Source organism: Aquabacterium sp. J223 (assembly GCF_024666615.1).
GTDB lineage: Bacteria > Pseudomonadota > Gammaproteobacteria > Burkholderiales > Burkholderiaceae_C > J223.
Genome location: NZ_CP088297.1, coordinates 1,367,039 through 1,388,890, shown reverse-complemented (window position 1 = coordinate 1,388,890; position 21,852 = coordinate 1,367,039). Strand labels below are relative to the sequence as shown.

General features: G+C 72.1%; 21 protein-coding genes, 1 tRNA gene and 4 pseudogenes. 9 read left to right on the top strand and 17 right to left on the bottom strand.

Features of this window, described 5'->3' with window-relative positions:
- Positions 1-4: 4 nt before the first annotated feature.
- Together mdcA and LRS07_RS06695 are read right to left on the bottom strand one after the other, a co-directional pair.
- Positions 5-1,663 carry a malonate decarboxylase subunit alpha gene (gene mdcA / locus LRS07_RS06700; protein WP_260501178.1) on the bottom strand — a complete coding sequence of 553 codons (1,659 nt, stop codon included), beginning with the start codon at positions 1,661-1,663 and terminating at the stop codon, positions 5-7.
- Positions 1,664-1,683: 20 nt separating this feature from the next.
- Positions 1,684-2,690, bottom strand: a pseudogene (locus tag LRS07_RS06695) (Bug family tripartite tricarboxylate transporter substrate binding protein).
- A gap of 130 nt (positions 2,691-2,820) precedes the next feature.
- Between LRS07_RS06695 and LRS07_RS06690 the strand changes: the two are divergent.
- Positions 2,821-3,471, top strand: a complete 651-nt coding sequence (locus tag LRS07_RS06690) for a GntR family transcriptional regulator (RefSeq protein ID WP_260501177.1) — start codon at positions 2,821-2,823, stop codon at positions 3,469-3,471.
- A gap of 87 nt (positions 3,472-3,558) precedes the next feature.
- On the opposite strand, the gene LRS07_RS06685 is transcribed toward LRS07_RS06690, so the two are convergent.
- The 6 genes and pseudogenes from LRS07_RS06685 to LRS07_RS06665 all read right to left on the bottom strand — a co-directional run bounded on the left by LRS07_RS06685 (position 3,559) and on the right by LRS07_RS06665 (position 7,360).
- Positions 3,559-4,041: an aromatic-ring-hydroxylating dioxygenase subunit beta gene (locus LRS07_RS06685; RefSeq protein ID WP_260501176.1), complete on the bottom strand. Its 483-nt coding sequence runs from the start codon at positions 4,039-4,041 to the stop codon at positions 3,559-3,561.
- Positions 4,038-5,315: an aromatic ring-hydroxylating dioxygenase subunit alpha gene (locus tag LRS07_RS06680; RefSeq protein ID WP_260501175.1), complete on the bottom strand. Its 1,278-nt coding sequence runs from the start codon at positions 5,313-5,315 to the stop codon at positions 4,038-4,040. Before LRS07_RS06680 ends, LRS07_RS06685 begins: the two co-directional genes overlap by 4 nt.
- A 99-nt stretch (positions 5,316-5,414) precedes the next feature.
- Positions 5,415-6,137: pseudogene (locus LRS07_RS06675) on the bottom strand (DUF1615 family protein); the annotation flags it as partial.
- Positions 6,138-6,258: 121 nt separating this feature from the next.
- Positions 6,259-6,411: pseudogene (locus LRS07_RS21980) on the bottom strand (DUF1615 family protein); the annotation flags it as partial.
- 251 nt (positions 6,412-6,662) lie between these two features.
- Entirely contained in the window at positions 6,663-6,890 is a 228-nt protein-coding gene (locus LRS07_RS06670) for a cold-shock protein (RefSeq protein ID WP_260501174.1), read from the bottom strand.
- A 215-nt stretch (positions 6,891-7,105) separates the two neighbouring features.
- Positions 7,106-7,360: a hypothetical protein gene (locus tag LRS07_RS06665; RefSeq protein ID WP_260501173.1), complete on the bottom strand. Its 255-nt coding sequence runs from the start codon at positions 7,358-7,360 to the stop codon at positions 7,106-7,108.
- 132 nt (positions 7,361-7,492) lie between these two features.
- Between LRS07_RS06665 and dbpA the strand changes: the two genes are divergently transcribed.
- A complete protein-coding gene (gene dbpA, locus LRS07_RS06660) occupies positions 7,493-8,911 on the top strand; it encodes an ATP-dependent RNA helicase DbpA (RefSeq protein ID WP_260501172.1) in 1,419 nt (472 codons plus the stop codon).
- A 6-nt stretch (positions 8,912-8,917) separates the two neighbouring features.
- Here the strand turns inward: dbpA and LRS07_RS06655 are convergent, their stop codons facing one another.
- Both LRS07_RS06655 and LRS07_RS06650 read right to left on the bottom strand, forming a co-directional pair.
- Positions 8,918-11,605, bottom strand: coding sequence for a hybrid sensor histidine kinase/response regulator (locus LRS07_RS06655; RefSeq protein WP_260501171.1), 2,688 nt, complete (start codon positions 11,603-11,605; stop codon positions 8,918-8,920).
- A gap of 51 nt (positions 11,606-11,656) precedes the next feature.
- On the bottom strand, positions 11,657-12,577 hold the full coding sequence (locus LRS07_RS06650; RefSeq protein ID WP_260501170.1) for a polysaccharide deacetylase family protein: 921 nt from the start codon (positions 12,575-12,577) through the stop codon (positions 11,657-11,659).
- A gap of 133 nt (positions 12,578-12,710) precedes the next feature.
- Between LRS07_RS06650 and hpxZ the strand changes: the two genes are divergently transcribed.
- A complete protein-coding gene (gene hpxZ / locus LRS07_RS06645; RefSeq protein WP_260501169.1) occupies positions 12,711-13,100 on the top strand; it encodes an oxalurate catabolism protein HpxZ in 390 nt (129 codons plus the stop codon).
- Positions 13,101-13,157: 57 nt separating this feature from the next.
- Here the strand turns inward: hpxZ and LRS07_RS06640 are convergent, their stop codons facing one another.
- From LRS07_RS06640 to LRS07_RS06615, 6 genes and pseudogenes are all read right to left on the bottom strand, one after another.
- The gene (locus LRS07_RS06640; RefSeq protein WP_260501168.1) at positions 13,158-13,754 is read right to left on the bottom strand and encodes a nitroreductase family protein; all 597 of its coding nucleotides are present in this window, start codon (positions 13,752-13,754) and stop codon (positions 13,158-13,160) included.
- Positions 13,755-13,928: 174 nt separating this feature from the next.
- Positions 13,929-14,003: transfer RNA gene (locus tag LRS07_RS06635), tRNA-Val, on the bottom strand.
- A gap of 25 nt (positions 14,004-14,028) precedes the next feature.
- On the bottom strand, positions 14,029-14,787 hold the full coding sequence (gene dnaQ, locus LRS07_RS06630) for a DNA polymerase III subunit epsilon (RefSeq protein ID WP_260502059.1): 759 nt from the start codon (positions 14,785-14,787) through the stop codon (positions 14,029-14,031).
- A gap of 29 nt (positions 14,788-14,816) precedes the next feature.
- Positions 14,817-15,635, bottom strand: a complete 819-nt coding sequence (gene lgt, locus LRS07_RS06625) for a prolipoprotein diacylglyceryl transferase (RefSeq protein ID WP_260501167.1) — start codon at positions 15,633-15,635, stop codon at positions 14,817-14,819.
- A 48-nt stretch (positions 15,636-15,683) separates the two neighbouring features.
- Entirely contained in the window at positions 15,684-16,169 is a 486-nt protein-coding gene (locus tag LRS07_RS06620; RefSeq protein ID WP_260501166.1) for a LysR substrate-binding domain-containing protein, read from the bottom strand.
- Between the two features lie 334 nt (positions 16,170-16,503).
- Positions 16,504-16,599, bottom strand: a pseudogene (locus LRS07_RS06615) (helix-turn-helix domain-containing protein); the annotation flags it as partial.
- 153 nt (positions 16,600-16,752) lie between these two features.
- Between LRS07_RS06615 and ilvD the strand changes: the two are divergent.
- Entirely contained in the window at positions 16,753-18,429 is a 1,677-nt protein-coding gene (gene ilvD, locus LRS07_RS06610) for a dihydroxy-acid dehydratase (protein ID WP_260501165.1), read from the top strand.
- Positions 18,430-18,502: 73 nt separating this feature from the next.
- On the opposite strand, the gene LRS07_RS06605 is transcribed toward ilvD, so the two are convergent.
- On the bottom strand, positions 18,503-18,751 hold the full coding sequence (locus LRS07_RS06605) for a TIGR04438 family Trp-rich protein (RefSeq protein ID WP_260501164.1): 249 nt from the start codon (positions 18,749-18,751) through the stop codon (positions 18,503-18,505).
- Positions 18,752-18,868: 117 nt separating this feature from the next.
- Between LRS07_RS06605 and LRS07_RS06600 the strand changes: the two genes are divergently transcribed.
- From LRS07_RS06600 to LRS07_RS06580, 5 genes are all read left to right on the top strand, one after another.
- Entirely contained in the window at positions 18,869-19,180 is a 312-nt protein-coding gene (locus tag LRS07_RS06600) for a c-type cytochrome (protein WP_260501163.1), read from the top strand.
- Positions 19,181-19,337: 157 nt separating this feature from the next.
- A complete protein-coding gene (minC, locus tag LRS07_RS06595; RefSeq protein ID WP_260501162.1) occupies positions 19,338-20,159 on the top strand; it encodes a septum site-determining protein MinC in 822 nt (273 codons plus the stop codon).
- Positions 20,160-20,190: 31 nt separating this feature from the next.
- Positions 20,191-21,009 (top strand): septum site-determining protein MinD, encoded by an 819-nt coding sequence (gene minD, locus LRS07_RS06590; RefSeq protein ID WP_260501161.1) that lies wholly within the window; start codon positions 20,191-20,193, stop codon positions 21,007-21,009.
- A gap of 5 nt (positions 21,010-21,014) precedes the next feature.
- Positions 21,015-21,278 carry a cell division topological specificity factor MinE gene (gene minE, locus LRS07_RS06585; protein ID WP_260501160.1) on the top strand — a complete coding sequence of 88 codons (264 nt, stop codon included), beginning with the start codon at positions 21,015-21,017 and terminating at the stop codon, positions 21,276-21,278.
- 70 nt (positions 21,279-21,348) lie between these two features.
- On the top strand, positions 21,349-21,819 hold the full coding sequence (locus LRS07_RS06580) for an HPF/RaiA family ribosome-associated protein (protein WP_260501159.1): 471 nt from the start codon (positions 21,349-21,351) through the stop codon (positions 21,817-21,819).
- Positions 21,820-21,852: the final 33 nt, after the last annotated feature.

The window sequence follows — 21,852 nt, the reverse complement described above, 5'->3', positions numbered from 1 at the left end:
TGGGCTACCAGTTGCGAAAGCGCGCCGGCGGCCGGTACAGCCCGCCGGAGGCGCGCACCAGGTCGCGCATCGAACGGGCCGCGAGCAGTTGCCGCGTCGCCTGGCGGGGGTCGATGCCGAGGTCCTCCGGCCGGCGGATGACGCCCCGGTCGCGCAGGTTCTCCACCATGCGGCGGTCGCGCGCCAGGCCCACCGCGGTGTAGCCGGCGACGCCGCGGATGGCCTGCTCGCGCTCTTCTTCATTGCGCACCAGCAGCAGGTTGGCGATGCCCTCCTCGGTGAGCACGTGCGTCACGTCCTCGCCGTAGACCATCACCGGCGGGATCGCCATGCCCGCCTGCTCGGCGAGCTCCCAGGCGTCAAGGCGTTCGACGAAGGCCGGCTGCATGTGCTCGCGGAAGGTCTCCACCATCTGCACCACCAGCTTGCGGCCGCGCGGCATGGTGCTGGTCGAGGCCTCGGCGCCGGCCTTCAGCCAGGCCGGCGAAACATGGCGGCGGCCGCGCGCGTCGGCGCCCATGTTGGGCGCGCCGCCGAAGCCGGCGATGCGGCCCTTGGTCGCGGTGGAGCTGTGGCCCTGCAGGTCGATCTGCAGCGTCGAGCCGATGAACAGGTCGCAGGCGTAGTGCCCCGCCGCCTGGCAGAAGGCGCGGTGGCTGCGCAGGCTGCCGTCGGGGCCCGTGAAGAAGACGTCGGGCCGGGCGCGGATGTAGTCCTCCATGCCCAGCTCGGAGCCGAAGGAATGCACGCTTTCCACCCAGCCGGCCTCGATGGCGGGGATCAGCGCCGGATGCGGGTTCAGCGCCCAGTGGCGGCAGATCCTGCCCTTCAGGCCGAGCTGCTCGCCGTAGGTGGGCAGCAGCAGCTCGATGGCGGCGGTGTCGAAGCCGATGCCGTGGTTCAGCCGCTGCACGCCGTATTCGGCATAGACGCCCTTGATGGCCATCATGGCCATCAGCACCTGCACCTCGGTGATCTGCGCCGGGTCCCGGGTGAACAGCGGCTCGATGAAGTGCGGCCGCGGCGCGGGAATGACGAAGTCGACCCAGTCGCCTGGGATGTCCACCCGCGGCAGCGCACCGGGCTCGACGAACTCGTTGACCTGCGCGATGACCAGACCGCGCTTGAAGGCGGTGGCCTCGACGATGGCCGGCGTGTCCTCGGTGTTGGGGCCGGTGTAGAGGTTGCCGTGCGCGTCGGCGGCCTGCGCGGCCACCAGCGCCACCCGCGGCGTCAGGTCGACGAAGTAGCGGCTGAAGAGTTCGAGGTAGGTGTGGATGGCGCCGATCTGCAGCGGCCCCGCCGCCACCAGCTGCGCGAGCCGCCCGGACTGCGGTCCGGAGAACGAGAAGTCCAGCCGGCTGGCGATGCCCAGCTCGAAGACGTCCAGGTGCTCGGGCAGCGCCAGCACCGACTGCACCAGGTGCAGGTCGTGCACCTGCGCCGGGTCCAGGCGGGTCAGCGCCTCGGCCAGGAAGTCGGCCTGCTTCTGGTTGTTGCCTTCGAGGCAGACGCGGTCGCCCGGCCGGATCACCGCGTGCAGCAGGTCCACCGCGTCCTCGTGCGCCACCCGCTTGCCCTGCAGCCGGGCGCCGAGGCGTTCGCCGGCCCTGGCCAGCCGGGCCTGGCGGTCGAGCGCCTGCGTGTTCCAGGAGCGGTCCATGGCGAGCGGTGTCCGGTTGCTCAGTCGAGGCGGACGTTGCCGGCCTTGACCACCTGCGCCCAGCGCTGGGTCTCGGCGGCGACGAAGTCGCCGAAGGCCTTGCCGGTGAGCGTGGGGATCTCGGAGCCGAGGCTGGTCCAGGTGTCCTGGATTTCCTTGCTGGCGAAGGCCGCCTTCAGCTCGGCCAGCATGCGGTCGACCAGCGGCTGCGGCGTGCCGCGGGGGCCCACAGGCCGTACCAGGTGGCCACCTGGTAGCTGGGCACGCCGGCCTCCACCGTGGTCGGGATGTCGGGGAAGCCGGGCGCGCGCTTGGTGGCGGCCACCGCCAGCGCCTTGAGCCGGCCGCTCTTGATGTGGGTGGCCGACGAGCCGAGCCCGTCGAACATCAGTTGCACCTGCCCGCCCATCAGGTCCTGCAGCGCGGGACCGGCGCCGCGGTACGGGATGTGGGTGATGAAGGTCTGCGTCTGCATCTTGAACAGCTCGCCGGCCAGGTGGTGCGACGACCCGTTGCCGGCCGAGCCGTAGCTCAGCTTGCCTGGGTTGGCCTTGAGGAAGCCCACCAGCTCCTTCAGCGTGTTCACCGGCACCGATGGCGGGTGCACCACCACCACCTGCGGCACGCTGGACAGCAGGGCCACCGGCACGAAGTCACCGGTCAGGCTGTAGTCCAGCTTGGGGTAGACGGCGGGCGCGATGCTGTGGTGCACCGCGCCCATGAACCAGGTGTGGCCGTCGGCCGCCGCCTTGGCCGCCACCGCGGCGCCGACGTTGCCGCCGGCACCGCCGCGGTTGTCGATCAGCACCTGCTGGCCGAGCTGCTTGCTGAGCTGCGCGGTGAGCGGTCGGGCGAAGGTGTCGGTGCCGCCCCCTGCCGGGAACGGGACCACCAGCGTCACCGGCCTGGCCGGCCACGACGACTGCGCCACCGCGGGGCCGGCGAGCAGGCCGACCGGTGCGGCGGCGGCGGCCAGCAGCAGGCGACGACGCGGATGGGACACGGACAAGGGGCGTGAGGGGCGCATGGTGTCTCCTGGGGTTGCGGCGATCCGGGCACTGCGCTCACCGCTTTGTATACATAGACTATTGTTAATGCACTCACACGGGTACTTGGGAGATACCCCAGGATGGCCGAGGGGTCACAATGGCCGGCCCATGAAGATCTCCGAGCGCCTTCGCGAAAGCATCGAGGAGCAGATCGCCACCGGCGAGCTCGCACCCGGCAGCTCGCTCGACGAGCTGACCCTGGCGGCCCAGCACGGGGTGTCGCGCACGCCGGTGCGCGAGGCGCTGATCCAGCTGGCGGCCGAGGGGCTGATCGAGCTGCGGCCTCGCAAGGGCGCGGTGGTGACCAGCCTGGAGCCGGCCCGGCTGCTGGAGATGTTCGAGGTGATGGCCGAGCTGGAGGCCATGTGCGGCCGCCTCGCCGCCCGGCGCATGAACGACGCCGAACGCCAAGCGCTGGTGGCGCTGCACGAGGCCTGCGCCGGCGCCCGAGCGCAGGGTGACCCCGACGCCTACTTCTACGGCAACGAGCGCTTCCACGAGGCGCTGTACGCCGGCAGCCACAACGGCTTCCTGCGCCAGCAGGCGCAGGCGCTGCACCGCCGGCTGCGCCCCTACCGCCGGCTGCAGCTGCGCGTGCGCCGGCGGCTGGAGGTGTCCTATGCCGAGCACCAGCAGGTGGTCGACGCCATCCTGCACGGCGATGCCGAGGCGGCCGCCGCGGCGCTGCGCTCGCACGTGGCCGTGCAGGGCGAGCGCTTCGGCGACCTCGTCGCCTCGCTGCAGCAGCTCACCGCATGACGTGACGCCCCCGGTCCCGCAGTCCCGGGGCCACCCCCGCGGGGGTGCTCAGCCGGCTTTGGGCGGCCCGGCGCCGGTGCCCCGTCGTCAGATCGGGTAGATGATCGAGTTGGGGATGAGCTCGCTGTCGTAGATGCACTGCCGCGAGGCGAACTTCAGGCCCTGCGGCGTGCGCACCACCACGTCGAGGTAACGGCCGACGTTGAAGACCGTGCTGGGCTCCGACAGCTTGGTGCGGAAGACGGCGTAGTGGGCCTCGCATTCGACGCGGTGCGCCTCGACCTTGCGCAGCACCGGCACGCCGACCACATGGCGCTGGTAGTAGGGGTCGTGGAACAGCGTCTCTCGGATGCCGTAGACCCGGTCGCGCAGCATGGCCTTGCTCTCGAAGGACAGCGTGGCCAGCGGGAAGCCTCGCTCGAAGTTCTCGCGCGGCTGCAGGCGGTAGACACCGTCGTCGGTGAAGAACTCCGGCCACAGGTCCCAGTCGCCCGAATCGACCGCGGCGGCGTAGTCGGCGTAGAGCTGGGTCAGCGCCAGCCAGTCCTCGAACCCCAGCGCCGCGCTCATTCGTCGCGCTCCATCACCTCGCGCCAGTAGCGGTACATGCCGCGGATCAGCGTCTCGGTGACCATGTGCTCGGTGTCCTCCACCGCATGGCCGCCGAGTTCGGCCACCGCGCGGTGGTCGGGGCGGCTCTCGAAGGCCTGCTGCGAGAACTCGATCACCTCGCCGTCGTCGGCCGAGACGAACCCCGCCGGGCCGAAGAGGTTGGCCTGGCGCAGCCGGCGCTGCGTCATCCCGGCGTCGTCGTCGGCGAAGCCGAAGTGCGTCCACACGAAGTCGAAGGCGCCGGGGCCCACCGGCTGGATGTGGCGCGTCGACACGCTGTTGACCTGCTGCTGCAGGATGACGCTGGGGAAAAGCGTGGTCATCACCGCGGTCGGCCCGCCCCACCACGGCTCGGGCACGATGTCGAGGAACCTGGGGTCCTCCAGCGTCATCGTCTCCTTGAAGCTCGACACCTGCGTGACCTGCCCGGCCTGGCCGGCGCTGCCGCGGGTGGAGACCATGGCCGCATGGCGGTGGTGCGCGTCCATGCGCAGCTGCGACTTGTTGTCCGCCCGCCAGAGGCCGAAGGTGACGAACCAGCTGTGCAGCAGCCCCGGGTGGTAGGGGTCCTTGATGTTCTCCTGCATCAGCTTCCAGTTGCCGGGGATGCGCTGGCGGTTGTAGCCCAGGACCTTCAGTTCGCGGCCGTCGAACAGCCGGTCGAAGTAGCCGAGGATGGTGGGACCGAGGAAGTCCTCCAGCGGCTCGACGTCGGGATCGAAGCTGGCGAAGACCACGCCGCCGCGCGCGGCGACCCTGAGCTTGTTCAGGCCGTGGTCCTCCAGCCGGAAGTCGGCCGGCATGCCGCCGGCCATCTGCCCGTCCTGGCGCACGCCGCGGCGGAACGGCAGGCCGCGCAGGTCGCCTTCCAGGCTGTAGTTCCACTGGTGGTAGGGGCAGGTGAAGCCGCCCTTCTTCGCATTGCCGTGGCGCTGGCGGCAGAAGCGCATGCCGCGGTGGGCGCAGACGTTCTCCACCACGTGCAGCCGGCCGTCGAGGCCGCGCGCCAGGATCACCGACCGCTCGCCGATCACCGTGCGCTTGAAGTCGCCGGGCTGCGGCACCTCGGCCTCGAGTCCGACATAGCACCAGTGGCCACGGTAGAAGAAGCGCTCCAGCTCGCGGCGGTACAGCGCCTCGTCGGTGTAGGCGCCGAAGGGGATGCGGTGGGTGCCGTCGCCGGGCCAGGCCAGGCCGTCGTCGGCGGCGGGGATTCGGGTGCGGGTGTCCATCGGTCTTCTCCTTGGGCCGGCATGGTGCGCCGGGGACGCGGATCCGCCAACAGAGCGGCCCCGGATGGCGCACGCGCCGGGGGTCGGCACGCCCCGGGCTCAGAGCCCCCGCGCCAGGCAGCGCCGGTGGCGTTCGTCCACCCGGTTGGCGAACCATTCGGTGGTCAGCGGCCGGCTGATCTTCGGCCCGCGCAGGGCGATGCGCGGCAGCACGGCGCGCGGCAGCGGCCGGCCCTCGGCCTGCTCGGCCAGTTCGAAGACACGGCGGTAGAGCCGGCCGCCGCCGAAGTCGGCACGGTCGCCCTGGGCCAGGGCCGAGCGCACGTCACCGTCGTCGAACCCATGGCGCCGCAGCAGCTGGCGCACCGCGGCCTCGGTGGCGCCGGGCCGGTCGGGGTCGGCGCCGGGACGCAGCAGGTCGCCGTCGAGCGCCAGCGCGATGCCGGTGGCGAGGCTCACCGCCTGCTGGAAGGCGGCGTTGCGGCTGGCCCAGCGGCCGGCGTTGAAGTCAGCGAAGCGGTAGAGCGGCCGGTCGTACTCCGGCGCGCGATAGGCCAGCAGGTGGGCGACGCCGAAGTACACGCCGCCGCGGCGGGTGAACACCTCGCGCCGCACGCTGCCGTCGTCGCCCAGCGGGTAGGGGTAGGGCCGTTCGCCGGCGTGGCGTTCGGCGAAGGTGATGGCCACCTGCATCGGCCCGCCGGTGCGCACCGGGTTGTGGCTGGCGAAGAGCCGCCGGCCCAGCGGCACCGCGTCGATCAGGTCCTCGAAGACGCGGCTCAGCTCGCGCTCGGTCTTCACCGCGTCCAGGCGGTCGGCGTAGCTGCGGCCGTCCTTCGAGGGGGAGCTGCAGCGCGCCGCGCACCAGCAGGCCGGGCACGCCCAGCGCCTCGGCGCGACGGTCGATCTCGGACCAGGCGATGCGCGGCAGGTTGGCCACCGGCGGGTCGGCCTGGAAGCCCGACTCCTGCTCGATCACCGCGATGGCGGCGCACAGTTGCTCCGGCCCCGCCGGCAGTTCGAGCGCGGTGAACGCCACCTGCAGGTCGGCGGCCCAGCCGGCGCGGTCGGACACCGCCGGCGGCAGCAGTTGCATCAGCCGCAACCGCACCTCGTTGGGCGAGGCGGTGGACGACAGGCCGGCGCTGCCGGGGTCGGTGGCGCAGCCCACCAGCACGGCCAGCGCCATCAGCGCGGCCGCGAGGCGGCGGGTGCGACGGGCGACGTCGCCGTCATGGCATGGAAAGAAGGCGGTCATGGGCAGGTGCGACGGTCCTGCGGCAACCGCGGTGCCAAAGAAAAAGCCGCGGCACGCCGCGGCTTTTCAGAGAGAGGCGCCGAGGCGACTCAGATCACGCGGATGTTCGCCGCTTGCGGGCCCTTCTGGCCTTGCTTGATCTCGAACTCGACGCGCTGGTTCTCGTCCAGGGTCTTGTAGCCGCTGCTGCGGATCTCGCTGAAGTGGGCGAACAGGTCCTTGCCGCCACGCTCCGGCGTGATGAAGCCGAAGCCCTTGCCGGCGTCGAACCACTTGACGATGCCGGTTTCGGTGGTGCTGTTGGTGTTGTCGTTCATCTGAATTCCTTCTGGAGTGATGGAGGAGAAGCGCGCAGCACATGCTGACGCGCGGTAGCGACGCGCAAGAAATCACCCAGGGGGAAATTCAAACGAACCTGTCGCGGAACCGGACAGGTGAAAGAACCGACCACAAAACGACGGTTCCTGTGCATGACCACTGGGGGCGACTGTAGCAGCAAAGCCGCGCCGGCCGCGGACAGGGCTTCTTGCCCTCAGCCGACGACCGGCTCCACGAGCTTGCGCATGCGCGCGGTGTCGCGCTCGAAGGCGGCGATGGTGTGCTCGGAGATGGGGGTGTTGAGCAGCACCGTGCGCGCGATCTCGGCATGCGCGGTCAGCGCCGCATGCAGCGCACCGCGGGAGGCGTCGGGGATCTCGACCAGCATGGCCGAGAGCAGCGCATCGAGGGCGATCAGGCTGCCCTTGAGCTCGCAGATGCGTTCGGTCACTTCCTGCAGGTTGTTCACGGGCGCTTTCGCTGGCGGCGTCGGCAGGCCGGGCCGCAATGGGGGGACGAGAGGCGCTCGTGTCGGCCGCCGTTTCGGGCCATCGTACCCCGCGGCCTCCGCGACCCGTCGGGCCGGGGGCGACAATCCCCCATGAGCGACGCACCCCTCCGCACGCCGGCCGCCACGCCCGCCGCCGGCCTTTCCTTCGCCAGCCTGCCGCTGCCCCAGGCGGTGCTGGACAACCTGGTGCGCATGGGCTTCGAGCGCATGACGCCGGTGCAGGCGGCCACGCTGCCGGCCGCGCTGTCGGGCCGCGACCTCATCGCCCAGGCCCGCACCGGCAGCGGCAAGACCGCCGCCTTCGGCCTGCCGTTGCTGCAGCGGCTGGACCCCCGCCGCACCGACGTGCAGGCGCTGGTGCTGTGCCCCACCCGCGAGCTGGCCGACCAGGTGGCGCAGGACCTGCGGCAGCTGGCGCGGGCCGAGGCCAACCTGAAGGTGCTGCTGCTCACCGGCGGGGCGCCGCTGCGGCCGCAGGCCGAGAGCCTGGCGCACGGCGCGCATGTGGTGGTGGGCACGCCAGGCCGGGTGCTCGACCACCTGTCGCGCGGCCACCTGTCGCTGGCGGGCCTGGCCACGCTGGTGCTGGACGAGGCCGACCGCATGCTGGAGATGGGCTTCGCCGAGGACATCGCGCAGGTGCTGACGCACTGCCCCGCCAGGCGGCAGACGCTGCTGTTCTCCGCCACCTACCCCGACGGCGTGAAGGCGCTGGCGGGCCGCTTCATGCGCGAGCCGCTGCAGGTCACGCTCACCGAGCGGCCTTCGGCGACGCAGATCCGCCAGCGCTTCTACGAGGTGACCGACGCGCAGCGGCTGCACACCGTGGGACGGCTGCTCGACCACTTCCGCCCGGCGAGCACGCTGGCCTTCTGCAACACCAAGCGGCAGTGCCGCGACCTGGTGGCGGTGCTGCAGGCCGAGGGCATCGTCGCGCTGGAACTGCACGGCGACCTGGAGCAGCGCGAGCGCGACCAGGTGCTGGTGCGCTTCGCCAACGGCAGCGCCTCCGTGCTCGTCGCCACCGACATCGCCGCCCGCGGGCTGGACATCGAGGCGCTGGCCGCGGTGGTCAACGTCGACATCAGCCCCGACCCCGACGTGCACCTGCACCGCATCGGCCGCACCGGCCGCGGCGACGCCGAGGGCTGGGCCTTCAGCCTGGCCAGCCTGGACGAGATGGGCGCGGTGGGCCGCATCGACGAGCGCCTGGGCCGGGCCAGCGACTGGCACCCGCTCGACGAACTGACGCCGGCCTCGAACGAGCCGCTGTGCCCGCCGATGGCCACGCTGCAGATCCTCGGCGGGCGCAAGGAGAAGATCCGCCCCGGCGACGTGCTGGGCGCGCTGACCAAGGACCTGGGTCTGCCGTCGGCGCAGGTGGGCCGCATCGTCGTCAACGAGTTCTCGACCTACGTGGCGGTGGCGCGCGAGGTGGCGCCTCGGGCCCTGGCCGGGCTCAACGCCGGCCGGGTGAAGGGCCGGTCGGTGAAGGTGCGGCGGCTGTAGCGCCGGTCAGCGGCGGCGGCGTGCGGCCTCGATGGCCTGCACCAGCGTGTCGGGGTCGACCGGCTTGATCAGGTGGGCGTCGAAGCCGGCGTCGGCGGCACGGGCCTGGTCGGCGGCCTGGCCCCAGCCCGACAGCGCCAGCACCGTCATGTCCCGCCCCTGAGGCCGCTCGCGCAGCGCGCGGCAGGTGGCGTAACCGTCCAGGCGCGGCATGCCGAGGTCGAGCACCGCGACGTCGGGCCGCAGCGACTGCGCCACCGCCAGCCCCTCGACCCCGTCGTAGGCGGTGGCCACCTCGTAGCCCGACAGCCGCAGCACCTCGGCCAGCGTGTCGGCGGCGTCGCGGTTGTCGTCGACGAGCAGCACGGTGCAGGCGCGCGCAGCGGCCGGGTCGGCGACGGCCGGCAGGGACGTGTCGGTGGCCGCCGGCACCAGCGGCAGGCGGACGACGAACTCGCTGCCCTGGCCCAGGCCCCCACTGTGGGCCTGCACCGTGCCGCCGTGCAACTCGGCGAGGCGCCGCACCAGCGACAGGCCGATGCCCAGGCCGCCGCCGGCCCGGTCGGCGGCGACGCCGCCCTGCCAGAACAACTCGAAGAGCCGCGTCATCTGCTCCGGCGCGATGCCCACGCCCTGGTCGCGCACCCGCAGCCGGGCCTGTCCGCCCTCGGCCTCGACCGTGACCGTGACGGGCCGGCCGTCCGCCGAGTAGCGGGCGGCGTTGGTCAGCAGGTTCTGCACCACCTGCACCAGCCGCACCTCGTCGCCGAGCAGCCGCACCGGCGCCTCAGGCAGCCTCAGCGTCACCGGGTGGCGGCCGGCCTGCAGCAACTCCTGGGCGTTGTCCAGCGCGGCGCGGACCACGTCCTGCAGCACCACCGGCGCCAGCCGCAGCTCGAGCCGGCCTCGGGTGACGCGGCTGACGTCCATCAGGTCGTCGATCATGCGGGCCAGGTGGCTGACCTGGCGGCCGATCATCCCGGCATGGCGGCTCAGCAGCGCGTCGTCGCCCCCACGGCGGCGCAGCAGCTCGGCGGCGCTGCGGATGGGCGCCAGCGGGTTGCGCAGTTCGTGCGCCAGCGTGGCGAGGAACTCGTCCTTGCGCTGGTCGGCCTCCATCAGCGCGGCCTCGGCACGCTTGCGGTCGGTGATGTCGCGCTGGGTGCCCCAGGCCCGCACCAGCAGGCCGTTCTCGATGACGCCGGACAGGTTGTTGGCGAACCAGACCGGACGTCCCTCCCGGTCGTGTTCGAGCGACTCCACCTCGGCCGCGCGGTAGCCGGCCGCGATCAGGCCCAGCAGGTAGGCCCGCGCCTGGGGCTCGTCGCGGTCCATCGTCATCGACAGCCCCTTGCCGACGAGGTCGTCGGGCGAAGCCAGGTCGTACATGCGCGCCAGCACGTGGTTGCATTCGGCGAAGCGGCCGTGGTCGAAGATGGCGTCGACCTGCCGCTCGGGCGGCAGCGCGGTGTCCACCGGCGGGTCGAACTCCATGCGCCAGATGCCCTCGGTGCTGCTGGCCAGGAAGCCGCGGTAGCGCTCCTCGCTGTCGCGCAGCCGGCGCTCCTGCAGCATGCGGTCGGTGACGTCGCGGAAGAGGATGGCCACCAGCAGCTCGACCGGCTCGCCGATCGGCGAGGCGAAGACGTCGAACCAGCGGCCCATGGCCTGCGAGCCGTGGGTGAAGCGGCGCGGCAGCCGGCGCAGCGCCACCTCGCCGTAGGTCTCGAACCAGAACTCTTCCAGGCCCGGCACCAGCTCGCGCGCGGTGCGGCCGACGGGCCGGTGCAGGCCGGTCTGGCGCTCGAACAGCGGGTTGGTCTCGACGAAGCGGTAGTCCACCGGCCGGCGCTGCCCGTCGAGCAGGACCTGCACGATGCAGAAGCCCTCGTCGATGGACTCGAGCAGCTGGGCGTAGCGGTCGCTGGAGCGGCGCAGCGCGTCCTCGGCCCGGCGGCGGTCGTCGATGTCCGTCACCGAGCCGGCGAAGCCGAGGAACTCGCCGCCGGAGCCGACGCGCGGCCGGCCGGCGTCGATGACCCAGGCCCAGCGGCCGTCGGCGCGCCGCACCCGGTGCTCCAGCGCGAAGCTGGCCTGGCGCGCCGTGGCGTCGAGGAAGGCCGCCTCCGCCCTCGGCCGGTCGTCGGAGTGGACCTTCTCCAGCCAGCCGAAGCCCAGCCCCTCGACCTCCGGCTGGCCGGTGAAATCGGTCCACGCGCGCGACAGGAAGGTGCAGCGGCCTTCGGAGTCGGTCACCCACAGCATGGCGGGCGCCGAGTCGGCGAAGTAGCGCAGCTGCTGCTGGGCGCTGACCGGTCCGGTGATGTCCAGCGTGATGCCGTCGAACTGCCGGGCCTGGCCGTCCTCGCCACGCACCAGGCGGCCGATGGCGTGGATCCACTTGAGGTCCCCACCGGGGCTCACGGTTCGGTAGACCTCGTCGAACGAGGTGCCCTCCTCCACCGCACGGGTCACCGCATGGCGCACCCGCTCGCGGTCGTCGGCATGCAACCGCTCGAAGAACAGCTCGATGGTCGGCCGGGCGTCGGGCGGCAGGTGGAAGTGGGCCTTGGTGTTCTCGTTCCACACCAGTTCGCCCAGGGGCAGCGGGTTCAGCCAGACGCCGACGCCCGCCGCACGCACGGCCGCGTCCATGCGGTCCAGCGGTTGCGGCGAGGCGGGCGGGCTCGGCATCGCGCGGAATTCTAGGGACGGCCCCCCTGCGCGCCGCGCAAAGCCCCGGGATCAGGCCGGCGGGTGCACGCCCGCCCAGTGCCGGGCCACCTCGCCACGGCGGCACAGCCAGACGTCGCGGTGGCCGAGCACGTAGTCGAGGAAGCGCTCCACCCCTGCCGAGCGGCCCGGATGGCCCGACACCCGCAGGTGCAGACTGATGCCCATCAGCTTGGGCGAGGTGGCCCCCTCGCGGTAGAGCACGTCGAAGCTGTCGCGGGCCCAGGCGAAGAAGTCGTCCGACGTGCCCCACCAGCCGCGGGCGTACTTGTTGTCGTTGGTGGCGAAGGTGTGCGGCAGCACCAGGTGCGGCCTGGCCGCCTCGCCTTCGCCGACGCGCACCCAGTACGGCAGGTCGTCGTTGTAGGCATTGCAGTCGTAGAGGAAACCGCCCTCCTCGACCAGCAGGCGGCGGGTGTTGAGGCTGGGACCGTAGCGGCAGTACCAGCCGATCGGACGCTGGCCCACCGTGCGCTGCAGGCTGGCGACGGCCCGGCGGATGTGCTCGCGCTCCTCCTCCTCGGCCATGTTGAACTGGTTGACCCAGCGCCAGCCATGGCACAGCACCTCGTCGCCCGCGGCGCGGATGGCCTCGGCGATGGGCGGGCAGCGCTCCAGCGCCAGCGCCGAGCCGCTGATGGTCAGCGGCACGCCGCGCGACTTGACGGCCTGCCACAGCCGCCAGAAGCCGACCCGGGTGCCGTACTCGAACATCGACTCGGCCGCGAGGTCGCGGCCCTCTACGCCGGTGGGGCCCATGCCGGCGTCGGTGAGCGTGGTCTCGGAACGGCCGTCGCCGTGCTCGAACGCGTACTCGGAGCCTTCCTCGACGTTGAGCACCACGTTGACGGCCAGGCGGGCGCCGCCGGGCCACTGCGGGTCGGGCGGCCGGGGGCCATGGCCGACGAAGTCGCGGATGCCGTCCTGTTGCATGGTGTGAGCGCGTGCGGTGGGAGGCCGCAGTGTGCCGGCTCCGCCGCGCACCGGCGCCGCCAGGGACGCAGGCGGTGGATGGCACGGCCCTTGCGACCGGCTGCCCCTGTCCACTCCACCCGATTCACCACCGATGAGCGCACCCGAGATCAACCTGCCCGACGTCCATGCCGAGGTGACCGCCGTCTTCGAGCGCTACGAGGACGCGCTGGTGAACAACCGGGTCGAGGTGCTGGACGAGCTGTTCTGGCAGGCGCCGCAGACCATCCGCTACGGCGCCGGCGAGAACCTGTACGGCTACGACGAGATCGCGGCCTTCCGCGCCGCGCGGCCGTCGACGGGGCTGGCGCGCACGCTGCAGCGCACCGTCATCACCACCTTCGGCCGCGACTTCGCGACCGCGATGACCGAGTTCCGGCGCGAGGGCGGCAACGCCATCGGCCGGCAGAGCCAGACCTGGGTGCGCCGGCCGGAGGGCTGGCGCGTGGTCGCCGCGCACGTCAGCCTCTTGAAGACGGGCTGACGCCGCCGGCCAAGCCAGCGGCCGCGGCGCGGCCCGGTGCACGGGCCGCCGTTCACCTCACTCGGCGAAGTTGAACCGGCCCTCGGCCACCGACTGGGCCAGCGGACGCCGGTGGCTGGGCACCTCGCGGGCCTGCAGCGGCTCGGGCAGCACCGACTTGTCGCCCTGGCGCCCAACGGCGACCACCGCCTCGATGGCGTAACCGGCCGGGATGGCGGCGGCCTGGCGCAGCGTGTCGGCGTCGAAGCCGGCCATGCCGTGCGCGGCCCAGCCCGAGAGCTGCGCCTGGAAGGCCAGGCTGGCCCAGGCCGCACCGCTGTCGAACGAATGCCAGGCGTTCGGCGCCGGGGCCGTCTTGCCGGGGAACACCGCCTGCTCGGCCGAGACCACCACGATGATCGCGGCCGCGCGCTGCACCCAGCCCTGGTTGAACGGCACCAGCGCGTCGAACAGCGGCTGCCAGGCCGGCGTGTCGCGATGGGCGTAGATGAAGCGCCAGGGCTGCGCGTTGTACGCCGACGGCGCCCAGCGCGCCGCCTCGAGCAGGCTCATCAGCTCGCCCGCCGGGATGGCCTCGCCGGTGAAGGCGCGCGGCGACCAGCGGTCGGTGAACAGGGGGTGGATCGGGTGTTCGGTCTGGCGGGAGTTGCTCATGTCGACGGGTCGGCTGTGGTGTGACGGGAACGTCCGGACGATGTTGCATGCGGCCCCGCCAGACCGCAGCGGCAAGGTCATTGGCGGTCGACGGGCGGGCTCGCCGACGCCTGGGGCGTGGAACGCCCGGGCACGAAAAAAGGGACCGGCCATCGCTGGCCGGTCCCTGGGTTCTGGTGGGCGGTGCAGGGTTCGAACCTGCGACCCCTGCCGTGTGAAGGCAGTGCTCTACCGCTGAGCTAACCGCCCGAGCCGTGGCTCGGAAAGCGCGGGATTATGCCATCACCGGATCGGCCGGCGCAGCCGCCGGTGCAACGGGTGCCGACGCGGCCAGGCGGCGCCACACCGTCTTGCCGCCGCTGGCCTTGTCGAGGTCGGCCAGCAGCCGGTCGTGCGCCTCGGCCTCGCCGTCGCTGGCGGCCAGCACCGGCAGCGACAGCGAGGAGAAGTCCACCGCGGCCAGCGCCACCTGCGCATCGCCGGACGCCGCGCCGTCGGCCTCGATGACCAGCGAGTCCTGACCGCGGGTCATGTGGATGTACACCTCGGCCAGCAGGCCCGCATCGAGCAGCGCGCCGTGCAGCGTGCGGCTCGAGTTGTCGACCTCCAGGCGGCGGCACAGCGCGTCCAGCGAGTTGCTCTTGCCGGGGAACATCTCGCGCGCCATGGCCAGCGTGTCGGTGATGCGGCCGACGTGGCGGGCGAACGGCGGCCGGCCCAGGCGCTTCAGCTCGGCGTCGAGGAAGCCGACGTCGAAGGCGGCGTTGTGGATGACCACCTCCGCCCCGTCGAGGAAGGCCAGCAGCTCGTCGACCACCTCGGCGAAGCGCGGCTGCCCGGCGAGGAAGTCGTCGGTCAGGCCGTGGATGCGCAGGGCATCCTCGGAATTCTTGCGCTCGGGGTTGAGGTACAGGTGCAGGTTGCGGCCGGTGAGCCGGCGGCTGACCATCTCCACGCAGCCGATCTCGACCAGGCGGTCGCCGGTGTCGGGGCTGAGGCCGGTGGTCTCGGTGTCGAAGAAGATCTGGCGCATGGGGGCTCGGGGTCTGGTCGGCCGCGATGCTAGCGGGTCGCGGCCGGCCGGTCGGACGGCCGCCGGCCGGACCAGGCGATGAGCGCCAGCCCGCCGGCGATCATCGGCAGGCACAGCCACTGGCCCATGCTGAGGTCCAGCGCCAGCAGGCCTAGGAAGGCGTCGGGCTCGCGGAAGGCCTCGGCGATGAAGCGGAACACGCCGTAGCCGAGCAGGAAGACGCCGCTGACCCGGCCCAGCGGCCGCTCGCGGCGCGCGTACCACCACAGCAGCACGAACAGCAGCAGGCCCTCCAGCGCGAACTGGTAGAGCTGCGACGGATGGCGCGGCAGCGCGCTGCCCGACTGCGGGAACACCATGGCCCAGGGCAGCGACGGGTCCGCCGCGCGGCCCCACAGCTCGCCGTTGATGAAGTTGCCCATGCGTCCCGAGGCGAGGCCCACCGGGATCGACGGTGCGATGAGGTCGGTGACCTGCAGCCAGGGCCGCTGCCGGCGGTGGGCGAACCAGGCCATGGCCAGCAGCACGCCGATCAGGCCGCCGTGGAAGGCCATGCCGCCCTTCCACACCGCGAAGACCTCGAGCGGGTTCGCCATGTAGTGCAGCGGCTTGTAGAACAGCACGTAGCCCAGCCGCCCGCCCACCACCACGCCGACGACGCCGAAGAACAGCAGGTCCTCGACGTCGCGCCGGCTCCAGCCCTGCGCGGCGTACCAGGGCAGCGCCGCCCGCCGCGAGGTCAGCCAGTAGAAGAGGCCGAACGCGACCAGGTAGGTCAGCCCGTACCAGTGGACCTGCACGGGGCCCAGCGACACGGCAACGGGATCGAACTGCGGGTGGACGAGCATGGGTAGGGGGCTGGCCGCGGCGGCCGGATTGTGAAGGCTCGCTGCGGATCAGCGGGCGGGCGGTGGGCGTCGTGCGGAGACCGCGACCGCGCGCGCCGGCAGCGCACCGACGTGGGCGATGAAGCGGCGCAGCACCGGCGGCGCCGGATCGCGCCACAGCAGGCTGGTCTCGCACTGCAGCCCGGCGGCCGGCACCGGCAGGTAGCGCACGCCGGGCCGCTGCAGCTGGGTCACCGAGGCCGGCACCCAGGCCACGCCCATGCCCACCGAGACCAGGTTGACCAGCGTCTGCATCTGGATGGCCTCCTGCACGATGCGCGGCGACTGGCCATGGCCACGGTAGCAGGCGATGACCGCGTCGAACACCGACGGCGCGGTGGTGCGCGGAAAGATCACCAGCGGCTCGGCCAGCAGCGCCGCCAGCCGGCGCGCGGCGGTGCCCGCCCGGCCGGGCAGCGTCGCCGCATGTCCTTCGGGCACCGCCAGCACCAGCGGTTCGGCCAGGGCCAGCCGGGCCGCGAAGCCCGCCGGCACCCCCCGACACCGCGTGCAGCACGAAGCCGGCGTCGATGTCGTCGGCCGCGAAGGCGTCGAGCTGCACGTCCATCGTCGCCTCGCGCAGCTGCAGCTGCACGTCGGGGTGGGCGTCGCGGAAGCCGCGCAGCCAGACCGGCAGCGGCCCGTAGGCGATGCTGGAGACGAAGGCCAGCCGCAGCAGGCCGCTGAAGCCCTCGGCCGCGGCGCGCACCCGCCCCGGCAGCGCGTGGGCCTCGGCCAGCAGGCGCCGGGCCTGCGCCAGCAGCGCCGCGCCGGCGGCGGTGGCCGTCACCACGCGGCGGCTGCGCTCGAGCAGCTGGACGCCGAGCTGCGCCTCCAGCGCCTGCACGGCCTGCGTCAGCGCCGGCTGCGTCATGTGCAGTCGCCGGGCGGCGCGGCCGAAGTGCAGCTCCTCGGCGACGGCCACGAACTGGGCGAGGCGGCGCAGGTCGGGGGTCACGGTGGCGGACGCTCCATCGACGCAGCGTATCAAAAGCGGTCCACAAATCGATTGGACCCGCACCGTGGACGGCCGCGATACTGACGCCCCTCGTTCCAGCCGCCCTGCCAGGAGACCCGCATGGCCTTCAACCGCCGCTCGAAGAACATCACCGAAGGCGTCGCGCGCGCGCCCAACCGTTCCATGTACTACGCGCTGGGTTACCAGGGCGACGATTTCAGCAAGCCGATGATCGGCGTGGCCAACGGCCATTCGACGATCACGCCCTGCAACTCGGGCCTGCAGCGGCTCGCCGACGCGGCGGTGGACGGCCTCAAGGCCGCCGGCGCCAACCCGCAGATCTTCGGCACGCCCACCATCAGCGACGGCATGGCCATGGGCACCGAGGGCATGAAGTACAGCCTGGTCAGCCGCGAGGTGATCGCCGACTGCGTGGAGACCTGCGTCGGGGGCCAGTGGATGGACGGCGTGATGGTCATCGGCGGCTGCGACAAGAACATGCCGGGCGGCATGATGGGCATGCTGCGGGCCAACGTGCCGTCGCTGTACATCTACGGCGGCACCATCCTGCCGGGCAGGTACAAGGGCCAGGACCTGAACATCGTCAGCGTGTTCGAGGCCGTGGGCCAGTTCTCCGCCGGCAAGATGAGCGAGGAGGACTTCTGCGAGATCGAGCGCCGGGCCATCCCCGGCTCGGGTTCCTGCGGCGGCATGTACACCGCCAACACCATGAGCTCGTCGTTCGAGGCGCTGGGGCTGTCGCTGCCCTACTCGTCGACCATGGCCAACGTGGAGGACGAGATCGTCGGCCTGGTGCAGCGTGCCGCGCAGGTGCTGGTCGAGGCGGTGAAGGCCGACCTGAAGCCGCGCGACATCGTCACGCGGGAGGCGATCGAGAACGCGGTGGCGGTGATCATGGCCACCGGCGGCTCCACCAACGCGGTGCTGCACTTCCTGGCCATCGCGCACGCGGCCGGCGTCGAATGGACCATCGACGACTTCGAGCGCGTGCGCCGTCGCACGCCGGTGCTGTGCGACCTGAAGCCCAGCGGCCAGTACCTGGCCATCGACCTGCACCGCGCCGGCGGCATCCCGGCGGTGATGAAGGAACTGCTCAAGCACGGCCTGCTGCACGGCGGCTGCATGACCATCACCGGCAAGACCGTCGCCGAGGCGCTGGCCGAGGTGCCGGACCTGTCGCCGGACCAGAAGGTCATCCGCCCGGTCACCGACCCGATCTACGCCGAGGGCCACCTGGCCATCCTCAAGGGCAACCTGTCGCCCGAGGGCTGCGTGGCCAAGATCACCGGCCTGAAGAACCCCGTCATCACCGGCCCGGCACGGGTGTTCGACGACGAGCAGTCGGCGCTCGCCGCCATCATGGCCGGCAAGATCCAGCCCGGCGACGTGATGGTGCTGCGCTACCTCGGTCCCAAGGGCGGACCCGGCATGCCGGAGATGCTGGCGCCGACCAGCGCGCTCATCGGCCAGGGCCTCGGCGAGAGCGTGGGCCTGATCACCGACGGCCGCTTCTCCGGCGGCACCTGGGGCATGGTGGTCGGCCACGTGGCGCCCGAGGCCTACGAGGGCGGCAACATCGCCCTCATCGAGGAAGGCGACACCGTCACCATCGACGCCCACCGCCTGCTGCTGGAACTGCAGGTGGACGACGCCGAACTCGCCCGCCGCCGCGCCGCCTGGAAGCGCCCGGCGCCGCGCTACACCCGCGGCGTGCTGGCGAAATTCGCCGTCAACGCCGCCAGCGCCAGCAAGGGCGCGGTGCTCGACGCGTTCTGACGAACACCCCCGCGGGGACGGGTCGCAGGCGATCAGGAGGCGGTGGCGGCCGGGGGCCCGGGGGCCGACAGCCCTACCGCTTCTTCTTGTTGAAGTCGCCGAGCCCCATGTTCTCCAGGTGCTTGCGGCGCCGTTCCTCGCGCTTGGCGTCGAACTTTTCCATCGCCCGGCGCTGGGTGCGGCCGGAGCTGTCGGACCACCACCACCACAGCAGCGCCAGGCCGAAGGGCGACAGCACCGCCCACCAGGACCAGGCCGCGGTGGGTCCCAGCTCGCCGAGCTTGAGCAGCACGAGCAGCACACCGACGAGGAGGAAGGCCATGGTGCGGGGCGGGCGCCGACCGGAACTGGGTGGGCCCCTAGAATGCCGGGGAGCCCCACTGTAAGAGACCCCGGGCCCCGCCGACCCGATGCGGCGGCCCTCGTCGAAAGGAAAAACATGAAGTCCGTCCCGATGGCCGCCGCGCTGCTGGCCGCCGTGCTGGCCAGCCCCGCCGCCCTCGCCAGTGCCGAGCTGGCCCAGCAGAAGAACTGCATGGCCTGCCATGCGGTGGACAAGAAGCTGGTCGGGCCGTCCTACAAGGACGTGGCCGCGAAGTACGCCAAGGACAAGACCGCCGTCGACAAGCTGAGCGAGAAGATCGTCAAGGGCGGCGCCGGCGTCTGGGGTCCGGTGCCGATGCCGCCGAACCCGCAGGTCAGCGCGGCCGAGGCCAAGCAGCTGGCGCAGTGGGTGATGACGGTCAAGTAGGACCTCGCCCCGCACGCCCCGCAACCCCGCTCCGGCGGGGTTACGTTTTTCTGCGCCTGCCCGGCCGCAGCCCCCCGGTCGGGGGATGGGGCCCCGCTAAACTCGCGACTTTTTGCACGGTGCCGTCCTCGCGGGCCGTCGACTGCGTCCACCCTCCATGGCCCTGCTCAAGTCACCGCCCGCCGTCTTCGAACTGAAGAGCGGGTCGCTGCCCGTGCTGGTGCTGCACCTGAAGACGCCCGAACTGCCGCTGCTGGCCGAGTCGCTCGCCAGCCGCATGGGCGCCGCCCAGGCGGTCGACGCGGCGTCCACGCTGGAGGTCGAGCCGGTGGTGGTCGACCTCGGCGCCCTGCGCGGCACCGACGACACACTGGACTTCCCCGGCCTGATCGCCCTGCTGCGCTCGCACCGCCTGGCCCCGCTGGCGGTGCGCGGGGGCAGCCCGGCGCAGAGCGCGTCGGCCGCGCTGGCCGGCCTGTTCGAGGCCGACGAGGGCGGCCCGGCCAACGCGCCCGTGGTCCAGGAGAGCGAGGACTTCCCCGCCACCGTGCCCACCGACGGCGCCGAGCGGCCAGCGGCGGAGCGCGTCGCCGCCGCCCCCGCACCGGCCGTCGTCGCCGACGCGCCGGCGACGACGACATCGCCGGCACGCCCCACGCTGGTCATCGACCGGCCGCTGCGCTCCGGCCAGCAGGTGTACGCGCGCGGTGCGGACCTGGTCATCACCGCGGTCGTCAACTTCGGCGCCGAGGTCATCGCCGACGGCCACATCCACGTCTACGCGCCGCTGCGTGGACGGGCCATCGCCGGCGCGCGCGGCAACACCGACGCGCGCATCTTCACCACCTGCCTCGAACCCGAGCTCATCGCCATCGCCGGCACCTACCGCACCAGCGAAACCGCCCTGCCCACCGACGTGCGCGGCAAGCCCGCGCAGGTGCGGCTGGTCGGCGACCGGCTGGTGATGGAGCCGGTCTGACCCTCAACTCTCACATCGGACTCGCGAGCACATGGCAAGAATCATCGTGGTGACCTCGGGCAAGGGCGGCGTCGGCAAGACGACGACCAGCGCCAGCTTCGCCTCCGGCCTCGCGCTGCGCGGCCACAAGACCGCCGTCATCGATTTCGACGTCGGCCTGCGCAACCTCGACCTCATCATGGGTTGCGAGCGGCGGGTGGTCTACGACCTGATCAACGTCATCCACGGCGAGGCCAACCTGCACCAGGCGCTGATCAAGGACAAGCAGAGCGACAACCTCTTCATCCTGCCGGCGTCCCAGACCCGCGACAAGGATGCGCTGACGCAGGACGGCGTGGAGCGGGTGCTGAAGGACCTGTCGGAGATGGGCTTCGAGTACATCGTCTGCGACTCGCCGGCGGGCATCGAGACCGGCGCCCTGCTGGCGATGCACTACGCCGACGAGGCGCTGGTGGTGACCAACCCCGAGGTGTCCTCGGTGCGCGACTCGGACCGCATCCTCGGCATGCTGGGCAGCAAGACCCGGCGCGCCATCGAGGGCAAGGAGCCGGTGAAGGAGCACCTGCTCATCACCCGCTACAACCCCGGCCGGGTGGCCGACGGCCACATGCTGTCGCTGGAGGACATCCAGGACATCCTGCGCATCCCGCTGATCGGCGTCATCCCCGAAAGCGAGTCGGTGCTGCAGGCCTCGAACCAGGGCACGCCCGCCATCCACCTGCAGAAGAGCGACGTCTCCGAGGCCTACAAGGACGTGATCCGCCGCTTCCTCGGCGAGGAGCGCCCGCTGCGCTTCACCGAGGCGGAGAAGCCCAGCCTGTTCAAGCGCCTCTTCGGCGGCGGGAGGTGAGCGCCATGTCGCTGTTGTCCTTCCTCATCGGCGAGAAGAAGAAGACCGCGTCGGTCGCCAAGGAGCGGCTGCAGATCATCCTCGCCCACGAACGCGGCGGCCGCGGCCCGGCCGCCGACTACCTGCCGGCGCTGCAGCGTGAACTGGTGCAGGTGATCTCCAAGTACGTGGCCATCAACGCCAACGACATCAAGGTCAACCTCGAGCGCCAGGACAACCTGGAGGTGCTGGAGGTCAAGATCGAGCTGCCCGAGCCCGGCCGGCCCTGACCGGCGAACGCGGCCGGGGGGCACGGGCGTTGCCCGCTGCGCAGGGTCACCAACCCGAGCGAGCAACACCATGCAAGTGCAGGTCCACACCGACAACCACCTCGACGGCCGCGACGAACTGTCCAGCTACGTCCAGTCCCTGCTGGAGGACACGCTGGAGCGCCATGCCGACCAGCTGACCAGCGTGCAGGCCCACCTGGGCGACACCAACAGCGGAGCCAAGGGCGGCGACAACGACATGCGCTGCATGTTCGAGGCCCGGCTGGCCGGCCATCCGCCGGTGGCCGTGACCCAGCTCGCGCCCAGCCTGCACCAGGCGATCAACGGCGCCGCCGACAAGCTGACCCGGGCGCTGGACACCGCCCTCGGCCGGCAACAGGAACAGCAGCGGCGCAGCCATGCCAGCGCGGCCGACGCCGCGCTGATCGACCCGGCCGAGCTCGGCCTGGACCCGCAGGCCGTGGCCCGCGCGGCGGAGCTGACCGGAGCGGTCTTGCCCACCCCACCGGCCGGGGGCGCCTCGGTCAAGCCCGGTCGCTGATCCGGTTCATGATGGCGCGGTGACCGACGACCC

What these genes read in the sequence shown, in the direction of transcription:
- mdcA (WP_260501178.1), bottom strand. Translation starts at nt 1,663, where the DNA reads ATGGACCGCTCCTGGAACACGCAGGCGCTCGACCGCCAGGCCCGGCTG.
- LRS07_RS06690 (WP_260501177.1), top strand. Translation starts at nt 2,821, where the DNA reads ATGAAGATCTCCGAGCGCCTTCGCGAAAGCATCGAGGAGCAGATCGCC.
- LRS07_RS06685 (WP_260501176.1), bottom strand. Translation starts at nt 4,041, where the DNA reads ATGAGCGCGGCGCTGGGGTTCGAGGACTGGCTGGCGCTGACCCAGCTC.
- LRS07_RS06680 (WP_260501175.1), bottom strand. Translation starts at nt 5,315, where the DNA reads ATGGACACCCGCACCCGAATCCCCGCCGCCGACGACGGCCTGGCCTGG.
- LRS07_RS06670 (WP_260501174.1), bottom strand. Translation starts at nt 6,890, where the DNA reads ATGAACGACAACACCAACAGCACCACCGAAACCGGCATCGTCAAGTGG.
- dbpA (WP_260501172.1), top strand. Translation starts at nt 7,493, where the DNA reads ATGAGCGACGCACCCCTCCGCACGCCGGCCGCCACGCCCGCCGCCGGC.
- LRS07_RS06655 (WP_260501171.1), bottom strand. Translation starts at nt 11,605, where the DNA reads ATGCCGAGCCCGCCCGCCTCGCCGCAACCGCTGGACCGCATGGACGCG.
- LRS07_RS06650 (WP_260501170.1), bottom strand. Translation starts at nt 12,577, where the DNA reads ATGCAACAGGACGGCATCCGCGACTTCGTCGGCCATGGCCCCCGGCCG.
- hpxZ (WP_260501169.1), top strand. Translation starts at nt 12,711, where the DNA reads ATGAGCGCACCCGAGATCAACCTGCCCGACGTCCATGCCGAGGTGACC.
- LRS07_RS06640 (WP_260501168.1), bottom strand. Translation starts at nt 13,754, where the DNA reads ATGAGCAACTCCCGCCAGACCGAACACCCGATCCACCCCCTGTTCACC.
- dnaQ (WP_260502059.1), bottom strand. Translation starts at nt 14,787, where the DNA reads ATGCGCCAGATCTTCTTCGACACCGAGACCACCGGCCTCAGCCCCGAC.
- lgt (WP_260501167.1), bottom strand. Translation starts at nt 15,635, where the DNA reads ATGCTCGTCCACCCGCAGTTCGATCCCGTTGCCGTGTCGCTGGGCCCC.
- ilvD (WP_260501165.1), top strand. Translation starts at nt 16,753, where the DNA reads ATGGCCTTCAACCGCCGCTCGAAGAACATCACCGAAGGCGTCGCGCGC.
- LRS07_RS06605 (WP_260501164.1), bottom strand. Translation starts at nt 18,751, where the DNA reads ATGGCCTTCCTCCTCGTCGGTGTGCTGCTCGTGCTGCTCAAGCTCGGC.
- LRS07_RS06600 (WP_260501163.1), top strand. Translation starts at nt 18,869, where the DNA reads ATGAAGTCCGTCCCGATGGCCGCCGCGCTGCTGGCCGCCGTGCTGGCC.
- minC (WP_260501162.1), top strand. Translation starts at nt 19,338, where the DNA reads ATGGCCCTGCTCAAGTCACCGCCCGCCGTCTTCGAACTGAAGAGCGGG.
- minD (WP_260501161.1), top strand. Translation starts at nt 20,191, where the DNA reads ATGGCAAGAATCATCGTGGTGACCTCGGGCAAGGGCGGCGTCGGCAAG.
- minE (WP_260501160.1), top strand. Translation starts at nt 21,015, where the DNA reads ATGTCGCTGTTGTCCTTCCTCATCGGCGAGAAGAAGAAGACCGCGTCG.
- LRS07_RS06580 (WP_260501159.1), top strand. Translation starts at nt 21,349, where the DNA reads ATGCAAGTGCAGGTCCACACCGACAACCACCTCGACGGCCGCGACGAA.